At 71.2% G+C, this 22,322-nt stretch carries 21 protein-coding genes; 14 read left to right on the forward strand and 7 right to left on the reverse strand.

Going from position 1 to position 22,322, the window contains the following annotated elements; all coding sequences use genetic code 11:
• Window positions 1-10 precede the first annotated feature (10 nt).
• The 5 genes from ABZU76_RS06995 (at window position 11) to ABZU76_RS07015 (ending at window position 4,126) form a co-directional block, all read left to right on the forward strand.
• A complete protein-coding gene (locus ABZU76_RS06995; RefSeq protein WP_354865835.1) occupies window positions 11-856 on the forward strand; it encodes a GNAT family N-acetyltransferase in 846 nt (281 codons plus the stop codon).
• Between the two features lie 86 nt (window positions 857-942).
• A complete protein-coding gene (locus tag ABZU76_RS07000; RefSeq protein WP_354865837.1) occupies window positions 943-1,455 on the forward strand; it encodes a sigma-70 family RNA polymerase sigma factor in 513 nt (170 codons plus the stop codon).
• Window positions 1,452-2,579, forward strand: coding sequence for a hypothetical protein (locus tag ABZU76_RS07005; protein WP_354865839.1), 1,128 nt, complete (start codon window positions 1,452-1,454; stop codon window positions 2,577-2,579). The genes ABZU76_RS07000 and ABZU76_RS07005 overlap by 4 nt, the downstream gene beginning before the upstream one ends.
• 63 nt (window positions 2,580-2,642) lie before the next feature.
• Window positions 2,643-3,287 carry a PadR family transcriptional regulator gene (locus tag ABZU76_RS07010; protein ID WP_354865841.1) on the forward strand — a complete coding sequence of 215 codons (645 nt, stop codon included), beginning with the start codon at window positions 2,643-2,645 and terminating at the stop codon, window positions 3,285-3,287.
• Between the two features lie 161 nt (window positions 3,288-3,448).
• Window positions 3,449-4,126, forward strand: a complete 678-nt coding sequence (locus ABZU76_RS07015) for a class I SAM-dependent methyltransferase (RefSeq protein WP_354865843.1) — start codon at window positions 3,449-3,451, stop codon at window positions 4,124-4,126.
• Window positions 4,127-4,174: 48 nt separating this feature from the next.
• On the opposite strand, the gene ABZU76_RS07020 is transcribed toward ABZU76_RS07015, so the two are convergent.
• A complete protein-coding gene (locus ABZU76_RS07020) occupies window positions 4,175-4,933 on the reverse strand; it encodes an SDR family NAD(P)-dependent oxidoreductase (RefSeq protein ID WP_354865845.1) in 759 nt (252 codons plus the stop codon).
• A 181-nt stretch (window positions 4,934-5,114) separates the two neighbouring features.
• Between ABZU76_RS07020 and ABZU76_RS07025 the strand changes: the two genes are divergently transcribed.
• Window positions 5,115-6,425, forward strand: coding sequence for a UDP-glucose/GDP-mannose dehydrogenase family protein (locus ABZU76_RS07025; RefSeq protein ID WP_354865847.1), 1,311 nt, complete (start codon window positions 5,115-5,117; stop codon window positions 6,423-6,425).
• Between the two features lie 92 nt (window positions 6,426-6,517).
• Window positions 6,518-6,928 carry a VOC family protein gene (locus tag ABZU76_RS07030; RefSeq protein WP_354865849.1) on the forward strand — a complete coding sequence of 137 codons (411 nt, stop codon included), beginning with the start codon at window positions 6,518-6,520 and terminating at the stop codon, window positions 6,926-6,928.
• On the opposite strand, the gene ABZU76_RS07035 is transcribed toward ABZU76_RS07030, so the two are convergent.
• On the reverse strand, window positions 6,918-7,859 hold the full coding sequence (locus ABZU76_RS07035) for an EamA family transporter (protein ID WP_220245513.1): 942 nt from the start codon (window positions 7,857-7,859) through the stop codon (window positions 6,918-6,920). The two genes, ABZU76_RS07030 and ABZU76_RS07035, sit on opposite strands and share 11 nt — an antisense overlap.
• A gap of 100 nt (window positions 7,860-7,959) precedes the next feature.
• On the opposite strand from ABZU76_RS07035, the gene ABZU76_RS07040 reads away from it, so the two are divergent.
• The 3 genes from ABZU76_RS07040 to ABZU76_RS07050 are packed head-to-tail and all read left to right on the forward strand — an operon-like array spanning window position 7,960 to window position 9,815.
• Window positions 7,960-8,478 carry a sigma-70 family RNA polymerase sigma factor gene (locus tag ABZU76_RS07040; protein ID WP_354865852.1) on the forward strand — a complete coding sequence of 173 codons (519 nt, stop codon included), beginning with the start codon at window positions 7,960-7,962 and terminating at the stop codon, window positions 8,476-8,478.
• Window positions 8,471-9,367: a VOC family protein gene (locus ABZU76_RS07045; RefSeq protein WP_354865854.1), complete on the forward strand. Its 897-nt coding sequence runs from the start codon at window positions 8,471-8,473 to the stop codon at window positions 9,365-9,367. Before ABZU76_RS07040 ends, ABZU76_RS07045 begins: the two co-directional genes overlap by 8 nt.
• A gap of 52 nt (window positions 9,368-9,419) precedes the next feature.
• Window positions 9,420-9,815: a hypothetical protein gene (locus ABZU76_RS07050; protein WP_354865856.1), complete on the forward strand. Its 396-nt coding sequence runs from the start codon at window positions 9,420-9,422 to the stop codon at window positions 9,813-9,815.
• A 4-nt stretch (window positions 9,816-9,819) separates the two neighbouring features.
• Here the strand turns inward: ABZU76_RS07050 and ABZU76_RS07055 are convergent, their stop codons facing one another.
• The gene (locus tag ABZU76_RS07055) at window positions 9,820-11,250 is read right to left on the reverse strand and encodes an MFS transporter (protein WP_354865858.1); all 1,431 of its coding nucleotides are present in this window, start codon (window positions 11,248-11,250) and stop codon (window positions 9,820-9,822) included.
• A gap of 102 nt (window positions 11,251-11,352) precedes the next feature.
• Here ABZU76_RS07055 and ABZU76_RS07060 point away from each other — a divergent pair, with 102 nt between their 5' ends.
• Window positions 11,353-12,186: a helix-turn-helix transcriptional regulator gene (locus tag ABZU76_RS07060; protein ID WP_354865860.1), complete on the forward strand. Its 834-nt coding sequence runs from the start codon at window positions 11,353-11,355 to the stop codon at window positions 12,184-12,186.
• On the opposite strand, the gene ABZU76_RS07065 is transcribed toward ABZU76_RS07060, so the two are convergent.
• Window positions 12,183-12,434, reverse strand: a complete 252-nt coding sequence (locus tag ABZU76_RS07065) for a Smr/MutS family protein (RefSeq protein ID WP_354865862.1) — start codon at window positions 12,432-12,434, stop codon at window positions 12,183-12,185. The two genes, ABZU76_RS07060 and ABZU76_RS07065, sit on opposite strands and share 4 nt — an antisense overlap.
• A 99-nt stretch (window positions 12,435-12,533) precedes the next feature.
• On the opposite strand from ABZU76_RS07065, the gene ABZU76_RS07070 reads away from it, so the two are divergent.
• Both ABZU76_RS07070 and ABZU76_RS07075 read left to right on the forward strand, forming a co-directional pair.
• On the forward strand, window positions 12,534-13,661 hold the full coding sequence (locus tag ABZU76_RS07070; RefSeq protein WP_354865864.1) for a sensor histidine kinase: 1,128 nt from the start codon (window positions 12,534-12,536) through the stop codon (window positions 13,659-13,661).
• Complete coding sequence (locus ABZU76_RS07075; RefSeq protein ID WP_354865866.1) at window positions 13,661-14,329, forward strand: response regulator transcription factor; 669 nt, start codon at window positions 13,661-13,663, stop codon at window positions 14,327-14,329. The genes ABZU76_RS07070 and ABZU76_RS07075 overlap by 1 nt, the downstream gene beginning before the upstream one ends.
• Window positions 14,330-14,406: 77 nt before the next feature.
• Here the strand turns inward: ABZU76_RS07075 and ABZU76_RS07080 are convergent, their stop codons facing one another.
• Window positions 14,407-15,951, reverse strand: a complete 1,545-nt coding sequence (locus ABZU76_RS07080; RefSeq protein ID WP_354865868.1) for an acyltransferase — start codon at window positions 15,949-15,951, stop codon at window positions 14,407-14,409.
• Window positions 15,952-16,172: 221 nt separating this feature from the next.
• On the opposite strand from ABZU76_RS07080, the gene ABZU76_RS07085 reads away from it, so the two are divergent.
• Entirely contained in the window at window positions 16,173-17,324 is a 1,152-nt protein-coding gene (locus tag ABZU76_RS07085; protein WP_354865870.1) for a hypothetical protein, read from the forward strand.
• A gap of 7 nt (window positions 17,325-17,331) precedes the next feature.
• Here the strand turns inward: ABZU76_RS07085 and ABZU76_RS07090 are convergent, their stop codons facing one another.
• Entirely contained in the window at window positions 17,332-21,030 is a 3,699-nt protein-coding gene (locus ABZU76_RS07090; protein ID WP_354865872.1) for an FkbM family methyltransferase, read from the reverse strand.
• Window positions 21,023-22,225: a hypothetical protein gene (locus ABZU76_RS07095; RefSeq protein ID WP_354865874.1), complete on the reverse strand. Its 1,203-nt coding sequence runs from the start codon at window positions 22,223-22,225 to the stop codon at window positions 21,023-21,025. Before ABZU76_RS07095 ends, ABZU76_RS07090 begins: the two co-directional genes overlap by 8 nt.
• Window positions 22,226-22,322: the final 97 nt, after the last annotated feature.

A 22,322-nucleotide genomic window follows, 5' to 3' on the forward strand; every position in this document is an offset into this window, starting at 1 on the left:
TGTTAACGCGATGATCAAGGTCGAGCCGCCTCTGGCGATCGAGGAGTGCGAGGCGGAAGCGCTGTTCCGGCTTGAGACCGGCGGTCCCGAGCCGGTGCGTTCCGCGCTCGGCATGACGGCCGCACGCCTCGGCGGTGCGGTGGTGCTGGCGGTGCGCAACGACCCGACGGACTACTGGAGCAAGGCGCTGGGCTTCGGCCACACGGAGCCGGTCACCGCGGAGCTGATCGCCGAGGTGTGCGCGTTCTACCGCGCGGCGGGCACGCGCCGGGCCACGTTGCAGCTCGCGCCGTCGGTGATTCCGGACGACTGGGCCGAGATCTGCGAGCGCGAAGGGCTCACGACCACCTCGTCGTGGGCCAAGCTCGTCGCCCCGGTGGAAGAAGTCGTGGCTCGCGCCGACGACGACGAGCGCAGGCCGGCCGACGAGATCCGGGTCGAGCCGGTCGAACCCGGTGACCTGTACCGGTGGGCGGCGCTGATGCTGAACGTCTTCGGCATGCCTGAGGAGCATTTCGCGGAGATGTTCGCCGCGTCGGCCGCCGAGCCGAACTGCCACCCGTTCGCCGTTTGGCTCGACGACGAGATGGTCGGCACCGCGATGATGTACCAGCACGGTGAGATCGGCCAGATGTTCGGCGGCGCGGTCGCCGAGCACGCCCGCAACCGCGGTGGGCAGACGGAGCTCCTCGCCGCCCGCGCCCGGCTCGCGGCCGAGCTGGGCTGCCACCTGCTCGTCGCCGAAACCGGCGCCGAGAACGAGGGTGGGCACAACTCTTCGCTGCACAACATGCTCAACCTGGGCTTCCAGGTGGCCGACGAGCGGCCGAACTGGGTGTGGTCACCCGCCGAGTGACTCGCCGGCTCGAGTTCGCCCGCCCAGGCAACTTTCCGGCGTTCTCCGCGATCCAAGGGGGCGTCGGGTAGCGGAGGGCGGTGCGCGTGCGCGGGTTCGAGGTCTTCGTCGAGCAGCACTACGACGAGCTGTTTCGCTACGCGCTCGTGCTGACCGGCGACCGCGGCGAGGCCGAGGACGTGGTGCACGACGCGCTGCTGCGGCTGGTCAAGCACGTCGGCCGCGCGGACATCGAGCACGAGCGCGCCTACGCCCGCCAGGCGTTGTTCCGCGTCTTCCTCGCTCGCCGCGACCGTCGCCGCCGGGAGCGGCTGATGCCGATCGCCGGGGCGGACGTCGAGGCCGGGGGAGACGCGTTCGCCGTGTCGGCGGGCCGGGCGGAGATGGTCGCGCTGCTGTGGCAGCTGCCGCCGCGGATGCGGGCGGTGCTGGCGGCGCGCTTCTACCTGGACCTCGGCGAGGCGGAGACCGCGCGGCTGCTGGGCTGCGGCGTCGGGACGGTGAAGTCGTCGACCGCGCGCGGGCTGGCCCGGCTGCGGGAGCTGTGGGAGGCCACGCACGAGCCGAGTCCGGCGGCGATCGGGAGGGCAGAGCGTTGAGGCAGCAGGAGTTCACCGATACCGTCCGCCGGGAGCTCGGCGAGACCGCGCTGGCGCCTCCGGAGCCAGGGGCCGCGGCGCGGATGGCGCGGCGGGTGCTGGAGACCCGGACCCGCCGACGGCAGCGGACGCTGGCCGGGGCCGCGGCCGCCGCCGTGGTGCTCGCGCTGGGCGCGGCGACGATCGTCACCACTCAGACCACGTCGTCGCAGGTCCAGGCCGTGCCGGTGACGCAGTGGCCCGCGCGGGGGTCGCTGGCCGGCAACGTGGACTTGATCGAGCGCGCGCGGTGGGGCTGGGGTGGGCAGGCGGCCCAGGTGGTGTTCGCCGGGAGCCGGCCGGAGGTGGGCACGATCGTCGTGCTGCGTAGCCAGGAGCGCGACGGCGGAGTCCGGCTGGCGTTTCTCACCGGACCGGAGCTGCAGGTACAGGCGCGGCTGACCGTCCCGGCCGGCGGGCTCGCGGCCCCCGCGTATGGCTTCGTCGCCTCCGCGCCGGACGGCGGCCCTGCGACGGGCGTCGCGGTGACCGCTCCGCAGGTGGACACGGCGAGGTTCACCTCCGGCGAGACCCAAGTGGCCGACGGCCTCGCGACCGCGAAACTCCCGCCCACCGCGGCCGGGTGGAACACCTCCCTCGCCACGGGAAACCCGCAGCACCCCGTGTTCGGCGAGCTGATCACCTCGGCGCACGACCCGGCGATCTCGACGGGCACCGTCGTCCGCGCCCGCGACGATGCCCAGTTCGGCATCTCCGGGGTCGACGCGAAGCCCGGCGACGTCGTGGCGACGCGGGCCGGGTTCCTCGGCGTGATCACCGAGGGCCGCGACGATTTCGCGGCCGTGAAGTCCAACCCGGGTGCGCTGTCCGAGCCGTGGGGCCTGCGCGCGACGACGGCGACCGGCGAGCCCGTCACCCTGACCGACACCGGGTCGTCGGTCGACAGCCCGGCGATCGTCACCCCCGCCGGCGCCGGCGAGCTGCACGACGGCGACCGGATCGTCCTGACCGGCTTCGGTCATTCGGCCGCCGTGGTCGCCCTCGGCACCGTCCACGCCGGACGGCTGCAGCGTGCCGTCCCCGTACCGCCGGACGGCACCGAGGTGCTTCTCATCCACCGCTGACCCTGGCGATCACCAGCCGGCTGTGCTTATACTCGTCTGCGAATACTCGTAGACGAGGAAGTGGTGACCGTGAAGCGGCGCAAGGTCGGGAACATGCTGGGGCTGGCGGTGCTGTCGGCCCTGGTCGAGCGGCCGATGCACCCCTACGAAATGGCCTCCGTACTGCGCGAACGCGGCAAAGACACCGACATGAAGATCAAATGGGGCTCGCTCTACACGGTCGTTGGCAACCTCGAGAAGCACGGCTTCGTCGCCACTGTTGAGAGCGTCCGCGACGGTGCGCGGCCCGAGCGCACGATCTACCGCCTCACCGACGCCGGCCGCGCGGAGCTGGAGGACTGGGTGGCCGAGTTGCTCGGCGAGCCGGACCTCGAGCCGACGAAGTTCCAGGCCGGGCTGTCGATCATGGCCTCGCTCGGGCCGGACGAAGTCGCCGACCTGCTGACGAAACGCCTCACGGCGCTGGAAAAGCGCCTCGCTGAACGGGTTTCGGCGCTGGACGCCTCGCGTGCCGAGGTGCCGCGGCTGTTCCTCGTGGAAAGCGAGTTCGAACTTGTACTGCTGCGCGCCGAGATCGAATGGGTGCGCGGCCTGCGCGACGACGTGGCCACGAACGCGCTGCCGGGTGTCGCCGAGTGGCGGCACTACCGCGAGACCGGCGAGCTGCCGGAAGACTTGACCGCTTTCACCGAAGGCGGCCAGGAGTAGAAAGCCGGCCCCGGAGGCAGTGCTGGCACACCACCACCGGGACCGGGGAAACCCTCGAACCGATTCCGCGGGCGCGGATCCGATCCTCAGGCTGCGATCACAGGATACGGGCCCGCACTCGCCGGAGCGGTTCGGCCGACCCACCGAACTGGAGTGCAACCATGACGAACACCGAGGTCAAGCGGCACCGGACCAAGCTCGTGCCGGAGATGGAGGGACCGGTCGCGCGGGCCTACGCGCGCGGTCGCGGGACGGCGCCGCAGCTGGCGTACTACCGCTCGTCGGCGGCGGAGCTGGCCAAGCAGCTGCCCGGCGGCGCCGATGTGCTGGAGGTGGCGCCCGGACCCGGCTTCCACGCGGTCGAGCTCGCGCGGCTCGGCTTCGCGGTGACGGGGCTGGACGTGAGTCGCACGTTCGTGTCCTTGGCGAGCCAGTACGCGCGGGAGCAGGGTGTCGCGGCGGAGTTCGTGCACGGCGACGTCGCGGCGATGCCGTTCGCGGACGGGTCCTTCGATTTCCTGATCACGCAGGCGGCGTTCAAGAACTTCGCCGACCCGGTCGACGCGCTCGACGAGATGTGGCGCGTGCTCAGGCCGGGCGGGGTGGCGCTGGTGCAGGACCTGCGCAAGACGGCCACTTCGGAAGACATCGCGGCCGAGGTGGCCGGGATGAAGCTGGGGGCCGTGAGTGCGTTCACGACGAAGTGGACACTCGGGCAGCTGCGCAAGCGCGCGTACACGCCGGAGCAGTTCGAAACGTTGGCGCGCGAAAGCCGCTTCGGTTCCTGCCACATCACCACGGACGGCATCGGGCTGGAAGCGCGGCTGACGAAGGCGTGACGCGCGGGCGGTCTGGACCACGCGCGTGGTCCAGACCGCCTGGGAACCTCAGCGCGGAGCCATGCGCAGCGCGCCGTCCATGCGGACGACTTCGCCGTTGAGGTAGTCGTGGTCGATCAGCGAGAGGGCGAGCTGCGCGTACTCGTCCGGCCGCGCCAGGCGCTTCGGGAACGGCACGCCGGCGGCGAGGCCCGCGCGGAACTCGTCGCTCACGGTGGCGAGCATCGGGGTGTCGACGATGCCCGGCGCGATGGTCAGCACGCGGATGCCCTGCGACGCAAGGTCGCGCGCGGCCGGCAGGGTGAGGCCGACGACGCCGCCCTTGGACGACGAGTAGGCCACCTGGCCGATCTGGCCGTCGTAGGCCGCGACGGAGGCGGTGTTGATGATGACGCCGCGGGCGTCGTCGGTAAGCGGCTCGGTTTTCGCGATGGCCTCGGCCGCGATGGTGAGCACGTTGAAGGTGCCGATCAGGTTGATCTGCACGACCTTCGCGTACAGCGCGAGGTCGTGGCGGCCCTTCTTCGACAGGATGCGGGCCGAGGGCCCGATGCCGGCGCAGTTCACGACCGTGCGCAGTGGCACGCCCGAGCCGGCCGCGGTGTCCACGGCGACCTGGACCTGGTCGGGGTCGGTGACGTCGGCCTCGACGTAGGTGATGCCGTCGACCTGCTCGGCCTTCTCGATCGACGCGGCGAGGTCGAGCGCGAAGACGCGCGCGCCCTTGGCGGCCAGCGCCTTGGCGGTGGCGCCGCCGAGGCCGGAAGCACCACCCGTGACGAGCGCTGCGGTGTCGGTGATCTGCATCTTCAGCCCTTCTCCTGCTCGTGGTGCGGCCCTGCACCGTAACGACAGGTTAACGTTCGTTCGCACCAGCGCCGGGTGTGCTGTCTCACGCGAGAGCCGTTCTTCACTTCTCGCGTGGAGTATTCGGCGTCGCCCACTTCCGTTAGCGCCCGCTTCAACTCCGAATGTCACCTTCGGCATCATGAGCGCAGCTCGGATCGTGGTGGTGGGGACGGGGTACGTCGGATTGACCACGGGGGCATGTCTCGCGAGCCTGGGGCATCGCGTCACCTGCGTGGACGTGGACGAGGCGAAGGTCTCTCGCCTCACCGCCGGCAGAGTGGACATTCTCGAACCGGGGCTGGCCGAACTGGTCACCGGTGGCATCAAAGGTGGGCGGCTGTCGTTCGTCGTCGGCGCGCGCGAAGCCGTGCGGCAGGCGGACGGTGTCTTCCTGTGCGTGCCGACGCCGATGGGCGCCGGCGGCTCAGCGGACCTGCGCGCGGTGGAGGCGGTGACGGCCGAGATCGGCGACGTGCTGCCCGCCGGCTGCGCGCTGATCACCAAGTCGACCGTGCCCGTGGGCACTTCCAAGCGCATCCGCGCGATGCTCGGCCGCGAAGACGTGCCCATCGTGTCCAACCCGGAGTTCCTGCGGGAAGGCACCGCGGTTTCCGACTTCCTCAACCCCGACCGGATCGTGGTCGGGTCCGACACCCCCGGCGCGGCCCGCTGGGTCGGTGACCTCTACGCGGACCTCGGCGCACCCGTCGTCGTCGCGGACGCGGCGAGCGCGGAACTCGTGAAGTACGCGGCCAACTGCTTCCTCGCGCTGAAACTGTCCTATGTGAACTCGATCGCCGAGCTGTGCGAGCGCCTCGGCGCCGACATCGACCTCGTGACCGAGGGCATGGGCTACGACCGGCGCATCGGCCGCACGTTCCTCAAGCCCGGCCCGGGCTGGGGCGGCTCGTGTCTGCCCAAGGACACCAGCGCGCTGGTGAAGGTCGCGGAGTCGGTGAACTACGACTTCCGCATGCTCACCTCGGCCATCGACGAGAACATCGCCCAGCGCGACCGCATCGTCGCGAAGATCGCCGGCGCCTGCGGCGGCACGCTCGCCGGCGCGCGGATCGGTGTGCTGGGCCTGGCGTTCAAGGCCGGCACCAACGACCTGCGCGACTCGCCCGCCCTCGCCGTCTCCTCGGTGCTCGGCGCGCTGGGCGCGGAGATCACGGCCTACGACCCGGCGGTGGACACCGGCATCGACGGCATGACCGTGGTCGACGACCCGTACCAGGTCGCGAAGGACGCCGACGTGATCGTGGTCCTCACCGAGTGGGCCGAGTTCAAGCACCTCGACTGGACGGTGATGGCCGACGCGATGGAGGGCGACGACGTCGTCGACACCCGCAACCTCCTCGACCCGCGCACGGTCATCGACGCCGGCCTCTCGTGGCAGGGCGTCGGGCGGCCGCGGGCGGCGGGGCGAAAGCGCGTGACGGTTTCCTAGTCCTGGCTTACGATCACGGACGCGGCATCGCGTGTCGGTCACCGGCTGGGTGAGACATGGAGGTGCCGGGATGCCTTCTGGAGGCATTGTTCGTGTCCGTTTCCGTTGAGCTCAACCATCTGATCGTGCCGTCCCGGGACAACCGGGAGTCCGCCGAGTTCCTCGCCCGCTTGCTGGGTCTCGAAGTGGGCGAGGAATGGGGGCCGTTCATCCCCGTCGAAACCGGCAACGGCGTCCGGCTGGACTTCGCGACCATCCCGCCGCAGGACCTTCGGCTGCAGCACTACTGTTTCCTGATCCCCGAGGACGACTTCGACGCGTTTTTCGCGCGGCTGAAGGAAACCGGCGTGACCTACCACGCCGATCCGGCCGGCAAGCAGGTCGGCGAGATCAACCACAACCACGGCGGCCGCGGGGTCTACTTCCTCGACCCGGGCGGCAACGGCGTGGAAGTGATCACGCAGCCCTACGAGCCGGACCGCAGTCGGCCGGTTAGCTGGTGACCGTCGCCGGATCCCGTACGTCCTCGGGGCTGCGGGATCCGGCCACCTGCACCAGCACCGCTCCCGCGAGCAACACGGCCGCACCGACCAGCTGCGTCGCGCCGAGTGTTTCGCCGAGCCACCACCACGCCAGCCCCGCGGCGACCAGCGGTTCCACCAGCGCCAGCACGCTCGCCAGCGCCGAAGGCAGATCGCGCAACGCACGCAGCCCGGCCAGGTAGGGCAGCACCGTGCCGGCCACGGCCAGCACCAGCAAGGCCAGCCACACGGGCACGTGCAGACTTCCGAGCGTTGCCGTGGCGGTGATCGACGCCGGCGCCACCGTCCACGGTGGACTGACCGCGCCCACCACGACGGCCCCGATCGCCAGTCCGGCAGCCGTGAGTCCGACCGAGTCGTGCCGGCCCGCACCGCGTTCGCCGAGCAGGAAGTACCCGGCCGAACACACGGCCGCGCCCACGCCGGCGGCGATGCCGAGCGCGTCGAGCCGTCCGCCCTGCCAGATCTGCGCGACGAGCGCCAGCCCGGCCACGCCGAGCGCCGTCCCGACCCAAACCAGCGCCGGAAGCCGCTCGCGGCGCACCACGCGGACCCACAGCGCGACCAACGCGGGCGCCAGGTTCACCAGCACCATCGCCACTCCGACCGGCACGCGGTCCACCGCCACGAAAAAGCACAGCTGCACCCCAGCCACGCCGAGCACGCCGTAACCGAGCACCAGCCACACGTCGGACCCGCGGAACCGCAACGCCCACGGCCGCACCAGCGCGACGCCGGGCACCAGCACCACGGCCGCGAGCGCGATTCGGACCGCCGTCACCGCGGCGGGCGACCAGCCCGTGCCCATCACGGCCTTCGCCACCGGCCCGGATCCGGCGAACAGCACCCACGACGTGAGGCTCAACCCCGTCGCTCGTCCTCGCCCGGCCATGACCGCAGTGTCGCCGCCCGCCACCGGCGCCGACCAACGATTTTCCAGCGGCCCGAAATTCACCCGACGGAAAACGCGGTCCCCGGACGACGATGTGGGTGTGACGGAACCGCGGGTGAGACCGGACCCGGCTTTCGCGCTGCTCGGGCTGTACGAGTCCGCGCTGCCGGAGGTCTACGGGTACCTGCTCGCGCGCTGCGGCGACCGCGTGCTGGCCGAGGAACTGACGTCCGAGACGTTCCTGGGGGCCGTTGCCGCGTGTCGCAAGTCGGGTGCGCCGCCGGTGAACACCGGGTGGCTGATCGGGGTGGCGCGGCACAAGCTGGCTGACCACTGGCGCCGCAAGGCCCGGGAGGAACGCGGGCTGCGGCTGGTGCACGAGCCCGACGCCCACGACCCGTGGGACACCGAGCTCGACGCGTTGCGCGCACGCCAGGTGCTCGGGTCGCTCGGCGCGCACCACCGGGCCGTGCTCACGCTGCGGTATGTCGACGGCCTGCCGGTCGGCGACGTCGCCGCCTGCCTCGGTCGCACGGTCAACGCGACGGAAGCGTTGCTGACCCGCGCGAAGGCCGCGTTCCGCCACAGCTACGAGGAGAAAGGGGGCCGCGATGAATGAGCCGTTCGACGCGCTCGCACTGCCCCCGACGCCGGTCGACCCGGACCCGGCGTTCGCCAGGGAGCTGCGGGACAACCTGCGGCGCCTCATCCTGAACGGAGCCGAGATGACCACCACCGAAACTCCCGCCGATGCCGCCGTGCGCGCGCTCGCGCCGTACCTCGTCGTCACCGATGCCCGCGCCGCGCTGGACTTCTACGTCGAGGTCTTCGGCGCGCGCCGCCGCTCCGACCCGATCGTGATGGACGACGGCCGCGTCGGGCACGCCGAGCTGGCCATCGGCGACAGCGTGCTGATGCTCGCGGAGGAGTTCCCCGAGCTGGGCAACGTCGTCGCGCCCGAAGGCGGGCCGCTGATCCGCGTGGAGGTGCCCGACGTTCGCGAGTCGGCTCGCCGCGCCGTGGAGCTGGGCGGCGAGCTGCTGCGCCCGGTCGAGGACCGCGGGTACGGGCTCAGCGGCACGATCAAGGACCCCTACGGCCAGCGGTGGCTCGTCGCGCAGGCCGGCCACCCCGGGCGGACAGGGAAGTACGCCACGAACCCGACCCGCCACGGCGAAGCCATGTACTTCACCTTCCAGGTGCCCGACGACGAAGCGGCGAAGGCCTTCTACGGCCGCGTCCTCGGCTGGCAGTTCTCGCCGGGCTCCGTGCCGGACGCCTGGGGCTTCGAAGGCCCCGGCCTCCAGGGCGGGTTGTGGGGCGGCCCGGACCGCCAGGTCGGCTGGAAGCTGATGTACGCCGTGGACGACCTCGAAGCGGCCCTCGCCCGCGTTCGCGACCACGGCGGCACGGCCGGTGAGGTGGAGCACCACCCGTACGGCACGACCGCCGACTGCGTCGACGACCAGGGCATCGAGTTCTGGCTCTGGGAACAGCCACACGAGTGAGAAACCCCATGACCCCGGCGGGTCCCGCGTCGCCCGGGCGCACACTCGAACCATGGCCGGGCACTGGATTCCGTGCAACGAAGCTGAGCTGACCGCCGGCTGGCGGCTGTGGCTGGAGCTGGGCTCCTGCACGTGGCCGGGGCCGGACTGGGACGGCACGCCCGCCGAGGCCGTGACCGGGCTGACGGGGTTGTTCTCGACGTGCAACGAGATCCTCGAGTCCTACCGCCGCAGCGGCGGCCCCGACAGCGCCGGGATCATCGGCCTCGTGCGCTCGATGTTCCTCGCCGCCAACTGGACGCTCGAACTCTGGCGCGACGACACGGCACCGCTGGACGCCGAACGCGCCGCGTTGCTGCACGGCGACCTCGCGGGCTTCGCGGAACACGCCGAGGCCGTCCGAATCCTGCTCGCCCGGGGCGGCGGCTGGTCGTCGCTCCCGGGCTGAGCCTTCACCGAGGATCCGGCAGCTTCCTCGCCAGCACCACCACGAGCAGCGCCACTGCGGCCAGCAGTCCCATGACCAGCACGAACGCTCCCTCATACCCCATCGAGCCCGTGCTCAAGCCCGCGAACAGGCTGCCGAACACGGCCACCCCAAGGGCCAGCGACGTCTGCTGCGTCGTGGTCATCACGCCGCCGCCGATGCCGGCGAGGTCGTGGGGCACGCGGGATAGGACGATGCGGAACAGCGTGGTCATGGCCAGGCCGTTGCCGATCCCGATGAGGACCATGGCGGGCGCCAGCTCCCACAGCGTGAGGTCCGGCCACGCCCACAGCGCCGAACCGGCCAGCACGAGCAGGCCGAGCGCCGCGATCACACCGCCGGCAAGCACCACCTTCTGGCCGAAGCGCGCGACGAGGTGGCTGCTGACCAGCGACGTCACGAAGTACGCCACGGCCATCGGCGTCAGCACGAGCCCCGAGCCGAGCGGGCCGAGGTGCAGACCGTCCTGCAGGGTCACGGCGTAGATGAACATGAAGGACCCGAAGCCGCAGAAGAACGGGACCGCGACAACCAGGCCGTGGCGCACGTTGGCCGTGCGCAGCAGCGCCGGCGGCAGCAGCGGCATCCCGCCGCGAGCCTCCAGCCGGGTCTCGACGCGGGCGAAAGCCAGCACCGCGAACGGGAACAGCACCAGCAGCGCGATGGTCCACCACGGCCAGCCGAGCGCGCCGCCTTCCATCAGCGGCACGAGCAGCGTCAGGAGTGAAGCGGCGAGCAGCGCCGTGCCCCAGCGGTCGACGCCGAGCGGGTTCTCCGCGCGGCTGTCGGGCACTGTGCGGCGGGCGACGAGCAGCCCGATGAGACCGATCGGCACGTTGACCAGGAAGATCGGCCGCCAGCTCGTGCCCCACAGGTCGGCGGCCACCAAGGCACCGCCCAGCAGCTGGCCGACGACGGTGGCGATGCCGCCCATCGCGCCGTAGGAGCCGAGCGCGCGCGAGCGGTGCTCGCCGGTCGTGCCGGCCTGGATGATCGAGAGCACCTGAGGCAGCAGCATCGCCGCCGCTGCCCCTTGCGCGGCGCGGGCGAGCACCAGCGTCAACGCATCGGGAGCGAGACCGCAGACCAGCGACGTCAGTGTGAAGAGCGCGAGCCCCAGCAGGAACAGCCGGCGACGGCCGAACGCGTCGCCGAGCCGGCCGCCGAGGACCAGCAACACGGCGTAGGCGATGCCGTACGCGGCCACCACCAGCTCCAACGTCGCGGTGGACGCGTGCAGATCGGTATCGATGGTGGGGAGGGCGACGTTGACGATGAAGAAGTCGATGACCGGCAGTGCCGCCCCCAGCAACACGGTGACCAGGCCGGCGGAGGTGAGCGCCGGCCTGGCGGTCACGCCGGTGGGGTGCACCGGCGTGGTGGTTGTCGTCGTCATGAGTACCAGGCTCCGAGGCTTTTGAACCTGGTACCAGGTGTGCTCTTATCCTGGTAGTCGGACTACCTGGTACCAGGCAGCGCGCTGTGCTGAACTGGGAGCATGACCACCGGTGTCGAAGAACGCCTCCGCCGCGGCGAGCTCGGCGCGTTCCTGCGCAGCCGCCGCGCCCGCATCACGCCCGAGCAGGTCGGCCTGCCGCTCGGCGGCCGCCGGCGTACGCCCGGCCTGCGGCGCGAAGAGGTCGCGCAGCTCGCCGGCGTCGGGGTCACCTGGTACACGTGGCTGGAGCAGGGCCGCGACATCAACGCTTCGGAGCAGGTTCTCGGCGCGATTTCGCGGACGCTGCGCCTCGACCCGCACGAGCACTCGCACCTGTTCACCCTCGCCGGCGCGCCCGAACCGCCGGCCGCCAACGAGTGCAACGCCATCACGCCGTCGATGCGCAAGATGATGACCCAGCTCGAGCCCTTCCCCGTCGCGGTCCGCAACGCGCGCTGCGACCTGCTCGGCTACAACCGCGCGTACGCGTGGCTGATGGGCGACGTCGACTCCATCCCGTTCGAGGACCGCAACACGCTGGTCCAGTGCCTGCTCAACCCGGACTGGCGCAGCCGGATGCTCGACTGGGAGCAGAACACCCCGCGTGTGGTCGCGTCGTTCCGCGCGGCGATGGCCGAGCACGTGGCCGAGCCGTCGTGGAAAGCGCTGGTCAGGCGGCTGAAGGCCGAGTCGCCGCTGTTCGAGCAGCTGTGGAACCGCCACGACGTGAACCCCGAGCCGATCCGCACCAAGTGCTACGACCACCCCGAGGTCGGGCTGCTGAAGTTCAACTTCACCTACCTGTACTCGGGTCGCCGCTCCGAGATCACCGTGTCCACCTACACGCCGGCCGACGAGCAGACCGCCGCGAAGCTGCCGAGCTCGTTCGACTAGAAGTGCACCAGTACCCGGCCGTCGTTTGCGGGGTCGGCCTCCACCCGCCGGTAGAGCTTCTTGAGGTGCGGCTGGTTCAGCGTGGCCAGCACACGCCGCTTCAGCTTGCCTGAGCCCTTGCCGGAAATGATCTCGACGGTCCTGATCCGTTCCCTGGCCGCGCGGAAGATCGCGGTCCGCACGGCCGCGTCGATGTCCCGGTCACTGCGGAAGATCGGGTGCAGGTCCACGGTCAGCATCTCCGGCATCGTCGGCTCCTCCGTCACTCGGGTACTGCACCGGACGTAGCCATCGTGCCGCTTTCGGACGGACGCGCGAAGGCGCCGTGAGCGGTAGTTTTCTGCACCATGCAGGATTGGTGGCGGGCGCGGAACCCGTGGTTCGGACGCGTGTTCCGGACCTTCGTGGTGCTCGTGTTCACGCTCGGCGCCACGAGCGCGGCCGGCCGCTGGCAGCCGGGCGCCCACCTGCTCAGCGCCGCTGGCGCCGCGTGGCTGGTCGCGACCGTGCTGACGCTGCTGGTCGTGCACCGCTACCCGCTGCCGGTTTTCGTGGTCACGGCCGCGTCGGCGTACGCGTTCTACGCCTCCAGCGAGCCCAACGGCCCGGTCATCCTGGTGCCGACCATCGCGTTGTTCATGCTCACCCGGCGCAGCGGTCCGGTGGTCGCGGGCTGGACCGGCGCCGGCGTGCTCGTCGCCGGCTACGCGGCGCACGTGATCGCCACGCGGTCGTTCGCGATCGCCCCTTCGGCCGGGGTGTTCGTTGTGTGGCTGGCGGCGGTGATCGGCATCGGCACCGCCGTGCGCTACCAGTTCGCGGCACTGGCGGCGCGGCGCGAGCAGGCCGTGGAGCACCGCCACCGCCTCGCCGAGCAGGAGCGGCTGCAGATCGCGCGCGAGGTGCACGACGTCGTGGCCCACAGTCTCGCGATGATCAACGTGCAGGCCGGCGTCGCCGCCCACGTCGCTGACCGGCGGCCTGAGCAGGCGAAAGAGGCGCTGCTGAACATCAAGGCGGCCAGTGCGTCGGCGCTCAACGACCTGCGCGCGACGCTCGCGGTCCTGCGTTCAGGCGAGGACAAGGCGCCCGCGCCGAGCCTTGCACAACTGGGCGAGCTGCTCGACCACGCGCGGTCCGCGGGCCTCGAAGTGCGGCTGCACGGCGACGCGGGCGACGTGCCCGCGCCCGTGGCCGGCGCGACCTACCGGATCCTGCAGGAGTCGCTCACCAACGTCGTCCGCCACGCCGACGGGGCGCAGCACGTGGACGTCCACCTCGACCGGCGCCCGGGCGCCCTCACGCTCACCGTCCGCGACGACGGCCGCGCCACCACCGCGCCCACGCCCGGCCACGGCCTGCGCGGGATGAACGAACGCGCTGCCGCCCTCGGCGGCACGGTCCAGGCCGGCCTGGTCAGTGCGACCGGGGGCGGTTTCGAAGTGCGGGCCGAGCTGCCCGTGAAGGGGGAATGATGACGATCACCGTGGTACTGGCCGACGACCAAGCCCTGGTCCGCGCGGGTTTCCGCGTGCTGCTGGAGACGGAAGACGGCTTCGCCGTCGTCGGCGAGGCCGGCGACGGCGCGCAAGCCGTGGCGCTCGCGGCCGAGCACAAGCCGGACATCGTGGTGATGGACGTCCGCATGCCCGGCACCGACGGCCTCGAAGCCACCCGCCGCATCACCGCCGACCCTGCGCTCGCCGACGTGAAGGTGCTGGTCCTGACCACTTTCGACGTCGACGAGTACGTCTACGAGGCCCTGCGCTCGGGCGCGAGCGGCTTCCTGCTCAAGGACACCGAGCCGGTGGAGCTGCTGCGCGCGCTGCGCGTCGTCGCCGCGGGCGAGGCGCTGCTGGCCCCGACCGTGACGCGCCGGCTGATCTCGGAGTTCGTCGGCCGCCCCGAGCACCGCCGCATCGACACCGCCGCGGTCAAGGTGATCACCGACCGCGAACGCGAGGTCCTCGGCCTCGTCGCCGGCGGCCTGTCCAACGACGAAATCGCCGCCCACCTGGTCATCTCCACCGCCACGGCCCGCACCCACGTCAGCCGCATCATGACGAAGATCGGCGCCCGCGACCGCGCGCAGCTCGTGGTCCTGGCGTACGAATCGGGCCTCGTGACGCCGAGACGCAACTAGCCCGAAGGTGTGAGTTACGCCGTGTCGGTGAACGTCGTCCCACGTTCGGACGCCTTACCGGCAGAGCATCGCCTCACTCAGCGATGTGTTCGGCGGAAGGAGCTCCCATGGCGTGGGAGATCGTCGTGGTCGCCGCGCTGGCCGTGATCTTCCTGGTCAGACTGGTGCTGCAGCTCAAGCGGGGCTGACGGGCGCCGCCGCGGAGTGCTGTGGCGGGCGCGGGGCTCGGCCGTGCGGTCGGAGCCCGTCTCCTGCGCGAGCGGGGGCCGGGGCTGTGGTTGTGGTTGGGGCTGCGGCCGGCGAGGCGGGACGGCCCGGGTGATGACCGTCTTCTCCGCGTCAGCCGGCGGGGGCGGTGTCTTCGGGCCGGGCGGTGTCTTCGGAAGCGGCGTCTTCGGAGGAGGCGGCTTCGGGGTGCCCTTGGGCGGCGTCGAAGGCAGGCTGCCGTTCAGCGACCCGGACACCGACCCCTTCGCGGAACCAGCCGCGTGCCGAGGCCGTTCCCCGACCTTCGGGATCTCGATCGTGATCTCGCTGTTGACCTTGATCGGCACCGGCTTTTCGCGCCGGTACGAGAGCTTGCGAGCCAGCGCGTGGCTCGGCCGCTCGATCCACCGGTAACACACCTCGACCACGCCGAACACCGCCGGGATCACGATCAGCAGCGCGATCGGCAGCGGCACCGCCGGGCGCAGCAGCTGCAGCAGCACGAACGACACCAGCATGTGCAGCAGGTAGATCGAGTAACTGCGCTCGGATACAGCGGTCCAGAACTTCCGCTGTTTGAGCTTCGGCTCCGCCATCATGCCCAGCATGAACAGCAGCACGGCGAACGCCATGGAGAGGTTGTAGGACGTGTCCACGCGGCCGACGTCGATGATGTCCGCCAGCACGTACAGCGACCACGCGCAGGCGCCGTACAGCGCGCCCGTCCACAACGGGATCTTCTTCGCCGTGGTGGCCCAGATCGTCTGCCCGATGATCATCACCGGCAGGTAGGACACGTTCACCGCGAACAGCGACCACGACGGCCCGAGCTGCGAGCGGCTCATCATCACCACGAAGATGAACGTGAGTTCCACCGCGATCGCCAGCCACACCGAGCGGCGCAGCAGCGGCAGCACGGCCATCAGCACCACGTAGAAGACGACCTCGACGATCATCGACCACGCCACCGGCACCAGCACCACCTGCGGATAGATCAGGTAGTTCACCAGGAAGGTGTTGGTGAAGATCGTGAGCGGGTTGAGTTCCTGCGACTGCCCGGTCGACGGCGGGTGCAGGCTCACCACCAGCATCAACGCGGTGAGCAGCACCACGAACAGCATCGGCGCGTACACGCGGATCAGCCGGTTCACGGCGAACCGGCGCTGACCCTGACGCAGCGCGATGGGCGTGACGACGAAACCGCTGACCACGAAGAAGAACGGCACGGCGATCTCACCGATGCCCTGGGTGGACATGTGCATCGGATTGCTCGTCAGCGCCTCGATGAAGCTGATGTAAGGCGCGGAATCATTCTTCGCGATCACCCACGGGTGGGCGATGTGGCTGTAGAACACGAGCAGGGCGCCGAGGCCACGGCCGATGTCGATGAAGACGATGCGGGTCTTCTTCTGCACAGCAGGTGGCTGCTCAACCAGCGCGACCACCCCCGTCTACTCGTGCTGATTCCCCCGAGCAGGGTAGCGCCTTGCTCCTGGGCCGCGGACCAGTCCCCGGAATTGCCCGGGATTCGAGAAAAACCACCCGCGGCGTTCTGGCCTCGGAAGATGGCGCGCGCAGGTACCATCGGGTAGGAATTTGTCCCTTTTCACCCGAGCCGTTCAGGAGTCCCGCGCGAGTGCAGTCGACCACCCTCGACGCGGATCTCGAGTCCCGTTCGGCCTTCCGGACGAGGACCCGGCCCGTCGTGAGCGCGGTCGGCCTGTACCTGCTCTTCCAGCTCCTCGCCTTCGGCGTGCTGTGGCTGATGAGCTGGAAGGCGGACGTCTCGCCGGGCCGCTTCGTGGGCGCGTTCGACGCCAACTGGTTCATCTCGGTGGCCACGCACGGCTACGACCAGGTGCCGACGATCCTGGCGAACGGCATGCCGGGGGAGAACAGCCTGGTGTTCTTCCCGCTGTACCCGGCGCTGATCGCGGTGCTGACGTTCGTCGGCATCCCCGCGCTGCCCGCGGCCCTGGCGGTGTCGCTGCTGGCCGGCTGCGCCGCGGCGTGGGGCCTGTTCGTGCTGGGTCGCGAGTTCGCCGGCCCGCGCGTGGGGATGCTGCTGGCGGTGTTGTGGTCGCTCGGGCCGGGTTCGACGGCGTTGCGCATGGCGTACTCCGAGGCGCTGCTCGTGGCCCTCGTCGCGTGGACGCTGGTCGCCGTGTCACGCCGGAACTGGCTGCTCGCGGGTGCGCTCGCCATCTTCGCGGGGCTTACCCGGGCGAGCGCCGGCGCGCTCGTGGCCGCGGTGGGCGTCGCGGCGATCGTCGCGATCTTCCGGCGCCAGGACGGCTGGCGGCCGTGGGTCGGAGGTCTGCTCGCGCCGTTGGGGCTGCTGGGTTACCTCACGTACGTCGGGTTTCGCACCGGTCGCGCCGACGGTTGGTTCTGGCTCCAGAACGCCTGGCAGATGCACTTCGACTTAGGTCGTTTCACGTGGATCCAAGTCCGTGAGGGGCTGACCGCGAACGGATCCAGCTGGACCAGTGTCACGGCGATCATCGTGCTCGCGGCCGTGGCACTGCTGGTGTGGACGTGGTGCACGAAGCTGCCTTTGCCGTGGCAGCTCTACGGCACGCTGACCGTGCTCATCGCGCTCGGGTCGTCGAACTACTTCCAGTCCCGCGCGCGGTTCCTGCTGCCCGCGTTCGTGCTCATGGTGCCGCTCGCACTGGTGCTCGCTCGCCTGCCGACGAGAGTCCTCGTGGTGCTGCTGCCGGCAGGCGCGGCGATCAGCGCGTGGTACGGCTCGTTCCTCATGACGATCGCCCACGTGGCCCCCTGAGCGGGGGTCACGCAGGCGCGAGCCACAAGGTCACGAACGCCTTCGCGTCGCCCTCGGCGGCCGCGATCAGCGCCGCGTCGTCGAGGGAGCGCTCGTCGGGGCCGGAGTCGCCGACGATCTTCGGTGTGTAGCCCAGCGAGCGGTAGCCCGCGAGGACCGCGGCCGGGTCGTCGCCGAGTTCCCGGATGGCGCCCGGGTCGAACTCGCAGACCACGTGCGGACGGTCGCGCCGCAGCACCTCGTCGAGCCCGGCCAGCGCGCGGTGGTCGCGGCCCTGCAGGTCGACCTTCACGAGGCCGATCCGCTGCGCCGTCACCTCCGGCAGCGAGTCGAGCCGCACGGCGGGCACCTCGAGGCCCGGGCCCTCGGCGCTCACGCGGTTGTCTCCGCTGTTGCCCTCGGTGGCCTGCGTGAGGCGCACGGTGCCGGCCGAGTCCCAGGCCGCGGACTCGACGACCGTGACCAGCTCGGCAGCTGCCGGCGGCAGGTTGACGGAGACGTTCCGGCGCAGGTAAGCCGCGTTGACCGGGTCGGCCTCAACGGCGACCACGCGGGTGACGTCCGGCGTGGCCCGCAGCAGCCGCAGCGTGTGGTAGCCGACGTGGGCGCCGACGTCGAGGAACGCGCCCTCGGCCAGGCGCGCCATCAGGTCGGCCTCGCCGTCTTCCCAGGACCGGTGGAAGACGATCCACGGCAGCATGACCTCGTCGACCGGCATGAGCAGCGCGCCGACGTCGCACGGCACCACGTCGGCGCCGTGCGGCACCGGGGCGTGGGCCAGGCGGGCGGCGTCGCGCATCGCGCTCACGTCGAGCGTCACGCGCTGGATGGCCTTCTCGTCGGCGTCCAGCCGCTCGTCGCGCTGGGAGAACATCTTGTGCACCGACGTCGTGGAAGCCTCGAGGTCGGCGCCGAAGCCGCCATAGCCCTCAGACAGCTTCGTCACGTCGGCTTCGAGGTTGCGCAGCGCCAGCTCGGTGTCCGGGGCCCGCTGACGCAGCTCGCCGACGGTGTCGTCGAGAGTCTTCATGCGCTCGCCCAGCGTCTGGCTGTCGCTCCGTGCGCCTTCGGCGGCCCGGGCGGCGTCGGCGAAGCCGTGCTCCAGCGCCTCGATGCGCTCCAGCAGCCGCCGGTTGCTCTCCTCCGCGCCGGCCAGCAGCGCGCCCATCACCTTGCGCTGGTGGACGTCGTAGTGGTCGATCGCGCGCAGCACGGCCTTGCGCAGCGCGGGCGCGAGCGGCAGCCGCGACGGGGCGGCCGCCTCGGGTCGCCAGTGCAGGGCCTGCGCGGCGTCGTGCAGCGGGGTGATCGGGTGCGGCGGCGCCGGCTGGCCGGCGTGCCGGCCCGACTGCCACACGCCGTACGCGTCCTGCAGCTGCTCGCGCATCCACTTGGCCGCCGTGGCCATCGAGCGTTCGCGCAGGATGTACGCGCGCGCCGCCTGGCCGCGCTTCGCGGCTTCGGCCGGGTTGTCTGCGACCTCGCGCATCGCGGCGGCCGCGGCGTCGAGATCGGGGTCGGCCCACACGGCGTCCGCGTGATACGGGTAGTTGTCCTTGCCCACCGGAACCAGCCGGAACGGCACGGGCCAGCCCGTCGACGCGTCGAGGAACTCCGTGGTGCTGGAGTAGTTCGTGGAGATCACCGGCATCGCGCGCGCCATCGCTTCGGCGACGGTGAGGCCGAAGCCCTCGCTGCGGTGCAGGGAGACGTAGCAGGTGCTGCGCTCGTACAGCGCGTGCAGCTCGGCCACCGACAGGTACCGCTCCACCAGCTCGATGCGGTCGTCGCCGACCACGGCCGCGCGCAGGCGCTCGGCCGCGTTCGGGTGCAGCTTGGCGTTGATCGCCTTGATGGTGAGGCGCACGTCGTCGCGGCCTTCGAACGCGCGGCGGAACGCCTCGACGGCACCCCACGGGTTCTTGCGCTCGGCCACGCTGTTGAAGTCGAACGCGAACAGGAACCGCACCGGTTCGCCCTGCTCACGCGCGGGCGGCGACGGCTCACCCGGGTCGCGCACCGGCACCGGGATCGTCTTCACCGGGATCGGCGAGTGCGCGGAGATGGCGCGGCGGCAGAACTCGCTCACCGTCCACACCTCGTCGAGCATCCCGAACGCCTCGTGCTGCCACTCGGGGAAGTCCTCGAGCTCCCAGGCCCACAGCCCGATGCGGTAGCGGCCGTTGCCGACCTCGGGGTGGTTGGTGAGGATCACGCGCGTCTGGTCCGCGTTCACCGCGAGCACGCTCAGCGGGAACCGCGGGTCGCCGACCGTCGCCGGCCGCTCGATGCCCGTGCGGTTCGACACCGCCTTCTCTTCGAGCACCGACGCCACCGGCACACCGCCGGTCTCGATGGCCTCGAGCACGATCCGGCCCATCTCGCCCAGGCCCAGCTCGGCCGTGAGGTAGCCGAGCAGGTTCACACCGAACTCGTCGGCCGGCGGGTGGCCGGCGGGCCGCTCGCCGGGCAGCGCCCACTCGGGCAGCCCGGCCTCGCTCACGCCGGACCCGGCGCACCAGAAGCGGAAGTTGTCGGCGTCGGCGCCGTACGGGTGCGGGAACGCCATCTGCAGGTCGATCCGCGACGCCCAGATCGCGTGCGTCAGCCGGTTCAGCCCGGCGGCGGCCTGCGCCTGGTCCTCGGGCGTGGCGAGCCACTCGCGCAGCGCCTGGCCGCCGTCCTCGCCGTACGCGTGCGGCGGTGCGGGCTTGTTCTTGCGCTCGGCCTTGATCCAGCCCTCGCGGAACACGCGGCGGGCGAGCTTCGGCACCTCGGTGCCGTCGCGGAAGTTCTTGAAGCCGTAGGGGATCGAGTCGAGCGTCTCGGCGTAGCCGGCTTTCCGCAGCTTCGCGCCGTACGAGTCGCAGATGGCCCGCAGGTCGTCGCTGTGCGACAGCAGCACGCGCGGCTTGCGCGCGCAGTGGAAGCTCAGCAGCCACGGCTTCTCCGGCCGGTAGCCGCTGAAGTGGAAGAAGCGCAGCTTCGCGCCGCCGGCGGTGTACGTGCCGTCGGCGGCGCGCGCGATCGGGCGCTCGTGGAGGTTCCAGTAGGCGACGTCGAAACCCGGGTCGGTGACCACGTGGTTGCGGAACAGCGAGGGCACCTGGTCCACCCACCGCTGGTCGGTGAACAGCTGCTGCTCGGGCGCCACGATCGCGTCGTGGCGCAGGCGCCCGGCCCAGAAGTCGAGGAACGCGCCCGCGCCCTGGCCGACGCCGATGAAGCCGAGGTTGAACATGCCGGTGCCCATGATCACGGCGTCGTCCGGCTCGAGGCCGTCCTGCGGCAGCGGGGTCAGGAAGTGCGGCGCGAGCACGATGTCGTGCTCGCGGGCCAGCTCCGCGACCTCGGGGATGGGGGCGAACAGTTCGATGTCCGGGTCGATGTACATCGCGACCTCGGACGTCTTCAGCAGCTCGCGCAGCAAGTACGGCTTGGCCGACGTGGCGAGCTCGGTGACCGAGTACGCCGTGGCCATCCGCAGGTAGTCGGCCTCGTCGATGCCGAACGCGGCGGGGCCGACGACCTGCGTGCCGTCTTCGAGTTCGGTCACCTCGTCGCGCGGCGCGTCGATCACCGCGATCACGAAGCGGCCGCCCGGGTGCTGCGCGAGGTAGGACCGGGCCAGCACGCGCGCCGCGGGAACGTAGTTCCGCGCGACGATCGTGCAGGCGGTGGCTCCGGTGCTGCCGCGCTCAGGCATCGGCAGGCAGGGTGGTGAGCTGCTGGTTCAGCGCGGAGGAGAAGTCCGCCTTCACCGTCGACAGGTCTCCCTTGCCGGAGACGTCGATGCGGACGATCACGTTGCCGTGCGCGTAGTGGCCGCGCTCCTGGGCGGACTGGCCGTCCTTCTTGTCGATCGTGGTCGCGAAGACGCCGTCGGGCGCGGCGGTGTCGCGCTTGGCGCCGTTGGTGACCTGGATCTGCATGAGCTTGTCGGCCGCGGTCGCCGCCGCGGTCGGGCTCGACGCCTGGGTCAGCAGCAACGTGATCTGGTCGCCGTTGTCGAGGTGGTAGACCACGAACTTGGCCTTGCCCGCGCCGGCGGCCTGGTAGGCCTCGAGCTCGTCGGGGTTCAGGTAGGACAGGCTGTTGACCTCGCTGAACGACGTGATGTCGTCGTGGGTCTCGGCCTTGCCCGGCATGTTCGCGACGGCCAGGGGGTCCGGCGGCTTCGGCGCGCTGGAGGGCGCCTGCTGCGTCGGCTGGGCGGTGGGCTGCTCGTTGCCGCCCCCGCTGTCCCGGCCCCAGAGCCAGTAGGCGCCGAAGGCGATCGCGGCCAGCACGACCACGGCGCCGACGATCGCGCCGACCTTCTTGCCGTTGCCCGACTTGGGCTTCTCGGCGAAGAACTCGGGACCCTGGCGGAAGGAGTCATTGCCCGACGGGCCGAGCGGAGGCAGTTCGCCGCCGCCCCACGGCGGGCTCTGGTCGCCCTCAGGTGCGTTCCACGGCTGCTGCTGCGGGAAGCCGCCGGCCGGGGAGGCCGGCTGCTGGAACCCACCGGGCGGGGAGTACTGCGCCTGCGGCGGCTGCTGCTGGGGCTGCACGTACTCGGTGCGCGCAGGGTCGGCGTGCTGCTGCATCTGCCAGGACTGCACGGCCTGCGTGCGCTCCGCGCTCGGGTCACCGGCGGGCTGCTGCGGTGCGGCCGGGGGCTGCTGTTGCTGCTGCGGGGGCTGTTGCTGGGGCTGCTGGGGCATGCCCTGCGGCGGGCTGACCGGCGTGATGATCTGCGTCGAGTCCGCGCTCGGCGCGGCCTGCTGCGGCGCCGGCTGGTCCTGCTGGCCGACGGCCGAGGACAGCACCTGGTCGCGCCGGATCCGGTAGTCGTCCGCGGACAGCCGCCCTGACGCGAGCTCCTCGTCCAGCCGCCGCAGCTCCTCCTGCCAGGACACCAGGGCCCCCCTTATCTGTCGGCATGGCGACGATCAGTGCGCCACCGCGACCCGATGTGTGTGACGACGTGGACATTGTGCACGGCTGTGACCCCGC

It is taken from the genome of Amycolatopsis sp. NPDC005232 (genome assembly GCF_040607795.1).
GTDB lineage: Bacteria > Actinomycetota > Actinomycetes > Mycobacteriales > Pseudonocardiaceae > Amycolatopsis.

Bases quoted from the DNA above. Each gene is read 5' to 3' on its own strand.
- ABZU76_RS06995 (WP_354865835.1), top strand. From the start codon at position 11: ATGATCAAGGTCGAGCCGCCTCTGGCGATCGAGGAGTGCGAGGCGGAA.
- ABZU76_RS07015 (WP_354865843.1), top strand. From the start codon at position 3,449: ATGACGAACACCGAGGTCAAGCGGCACCGGACCAAGCTCGTGCCGGAG.
- ABZU76_RS07020 (WP_354865845.1), bottom strand. From the start codon at position 4,933: ATGCAGATCACCGACACCGCAGCGCTCGTCACGGGTGGTGCTTCCGGC.
- ABZU76_RS07025 (WP_354865847.1), top strand. From the start codon at position 5,115: ATGAGCGCAGCTCGGATCGTGGTGGTGGGGACGGGGTACGTCGGATTG.
- ABZU76_RS07035 (WP_220245513.1), bottom strand. From the start codon at position 7,859: ATGGCCGGGCGAGGACGAGCGACGGGGTTGAGCCTCACGTCGTGGGTG.
- ABZU76_RS07045 (WP_354865854.1), top strand. From the start codon at position 8,471: ATGAATGAGCCGTTCGACGCGCTCGCACTGCCCCCGACGCCGGTCGAC.
- ABZU76_RS07050 (WP_354865856.1), top strand. From the start codon at position 9,420: ATGGCCGGGCACTGGATTCCGTGCAACGAAGCTGAGCTGACCGCCGGC.
- ABZU76_RS07055 (WP_354865858.1), bottom strand. From the start codon at position 11,250: ATGACGACGACAACCACCACGCCGGTGCACCCCACCGGCGTGACCGCC.
- ABZU76_RS07060 (WP_354865860.1), top strand. From the start codon at position 11,353: ATGACCACCGGTGTCGAAGAACGCCTCCGCCGCGGCGAGCTCGGCGCG.
- ABZU76_RS07065 (WP_354865862.1), bottom strand. From the start codon at position 12,434: ATGCCGGAGATGCTGACCGTGGACCTGCACCCGATCTTCCGCAGTGAC.
- ABZU76_RS07070 (WP_354865864.1), top strand. From the start codon at position 12,534: ATGCAGGATTGGTGGCGGGCGCGGAACCCGTGGTTCGGACGCGTGTTC.
- ABZU76_RS07075 (WP_354865866.1), top strand. From the start codon at position 13,661: ATGACGATCACCGTGGTACTGGCCGACGACCAAGCCCTGGTCCGCGCG.
- ABZU76_RS07090 (WP_354865872.1), bottom strand. From the start codon at position 21,030: ATGCCTGAGCGCGGCAGCACCGGAGCCACCGCCTGCACGATCGTCGCG.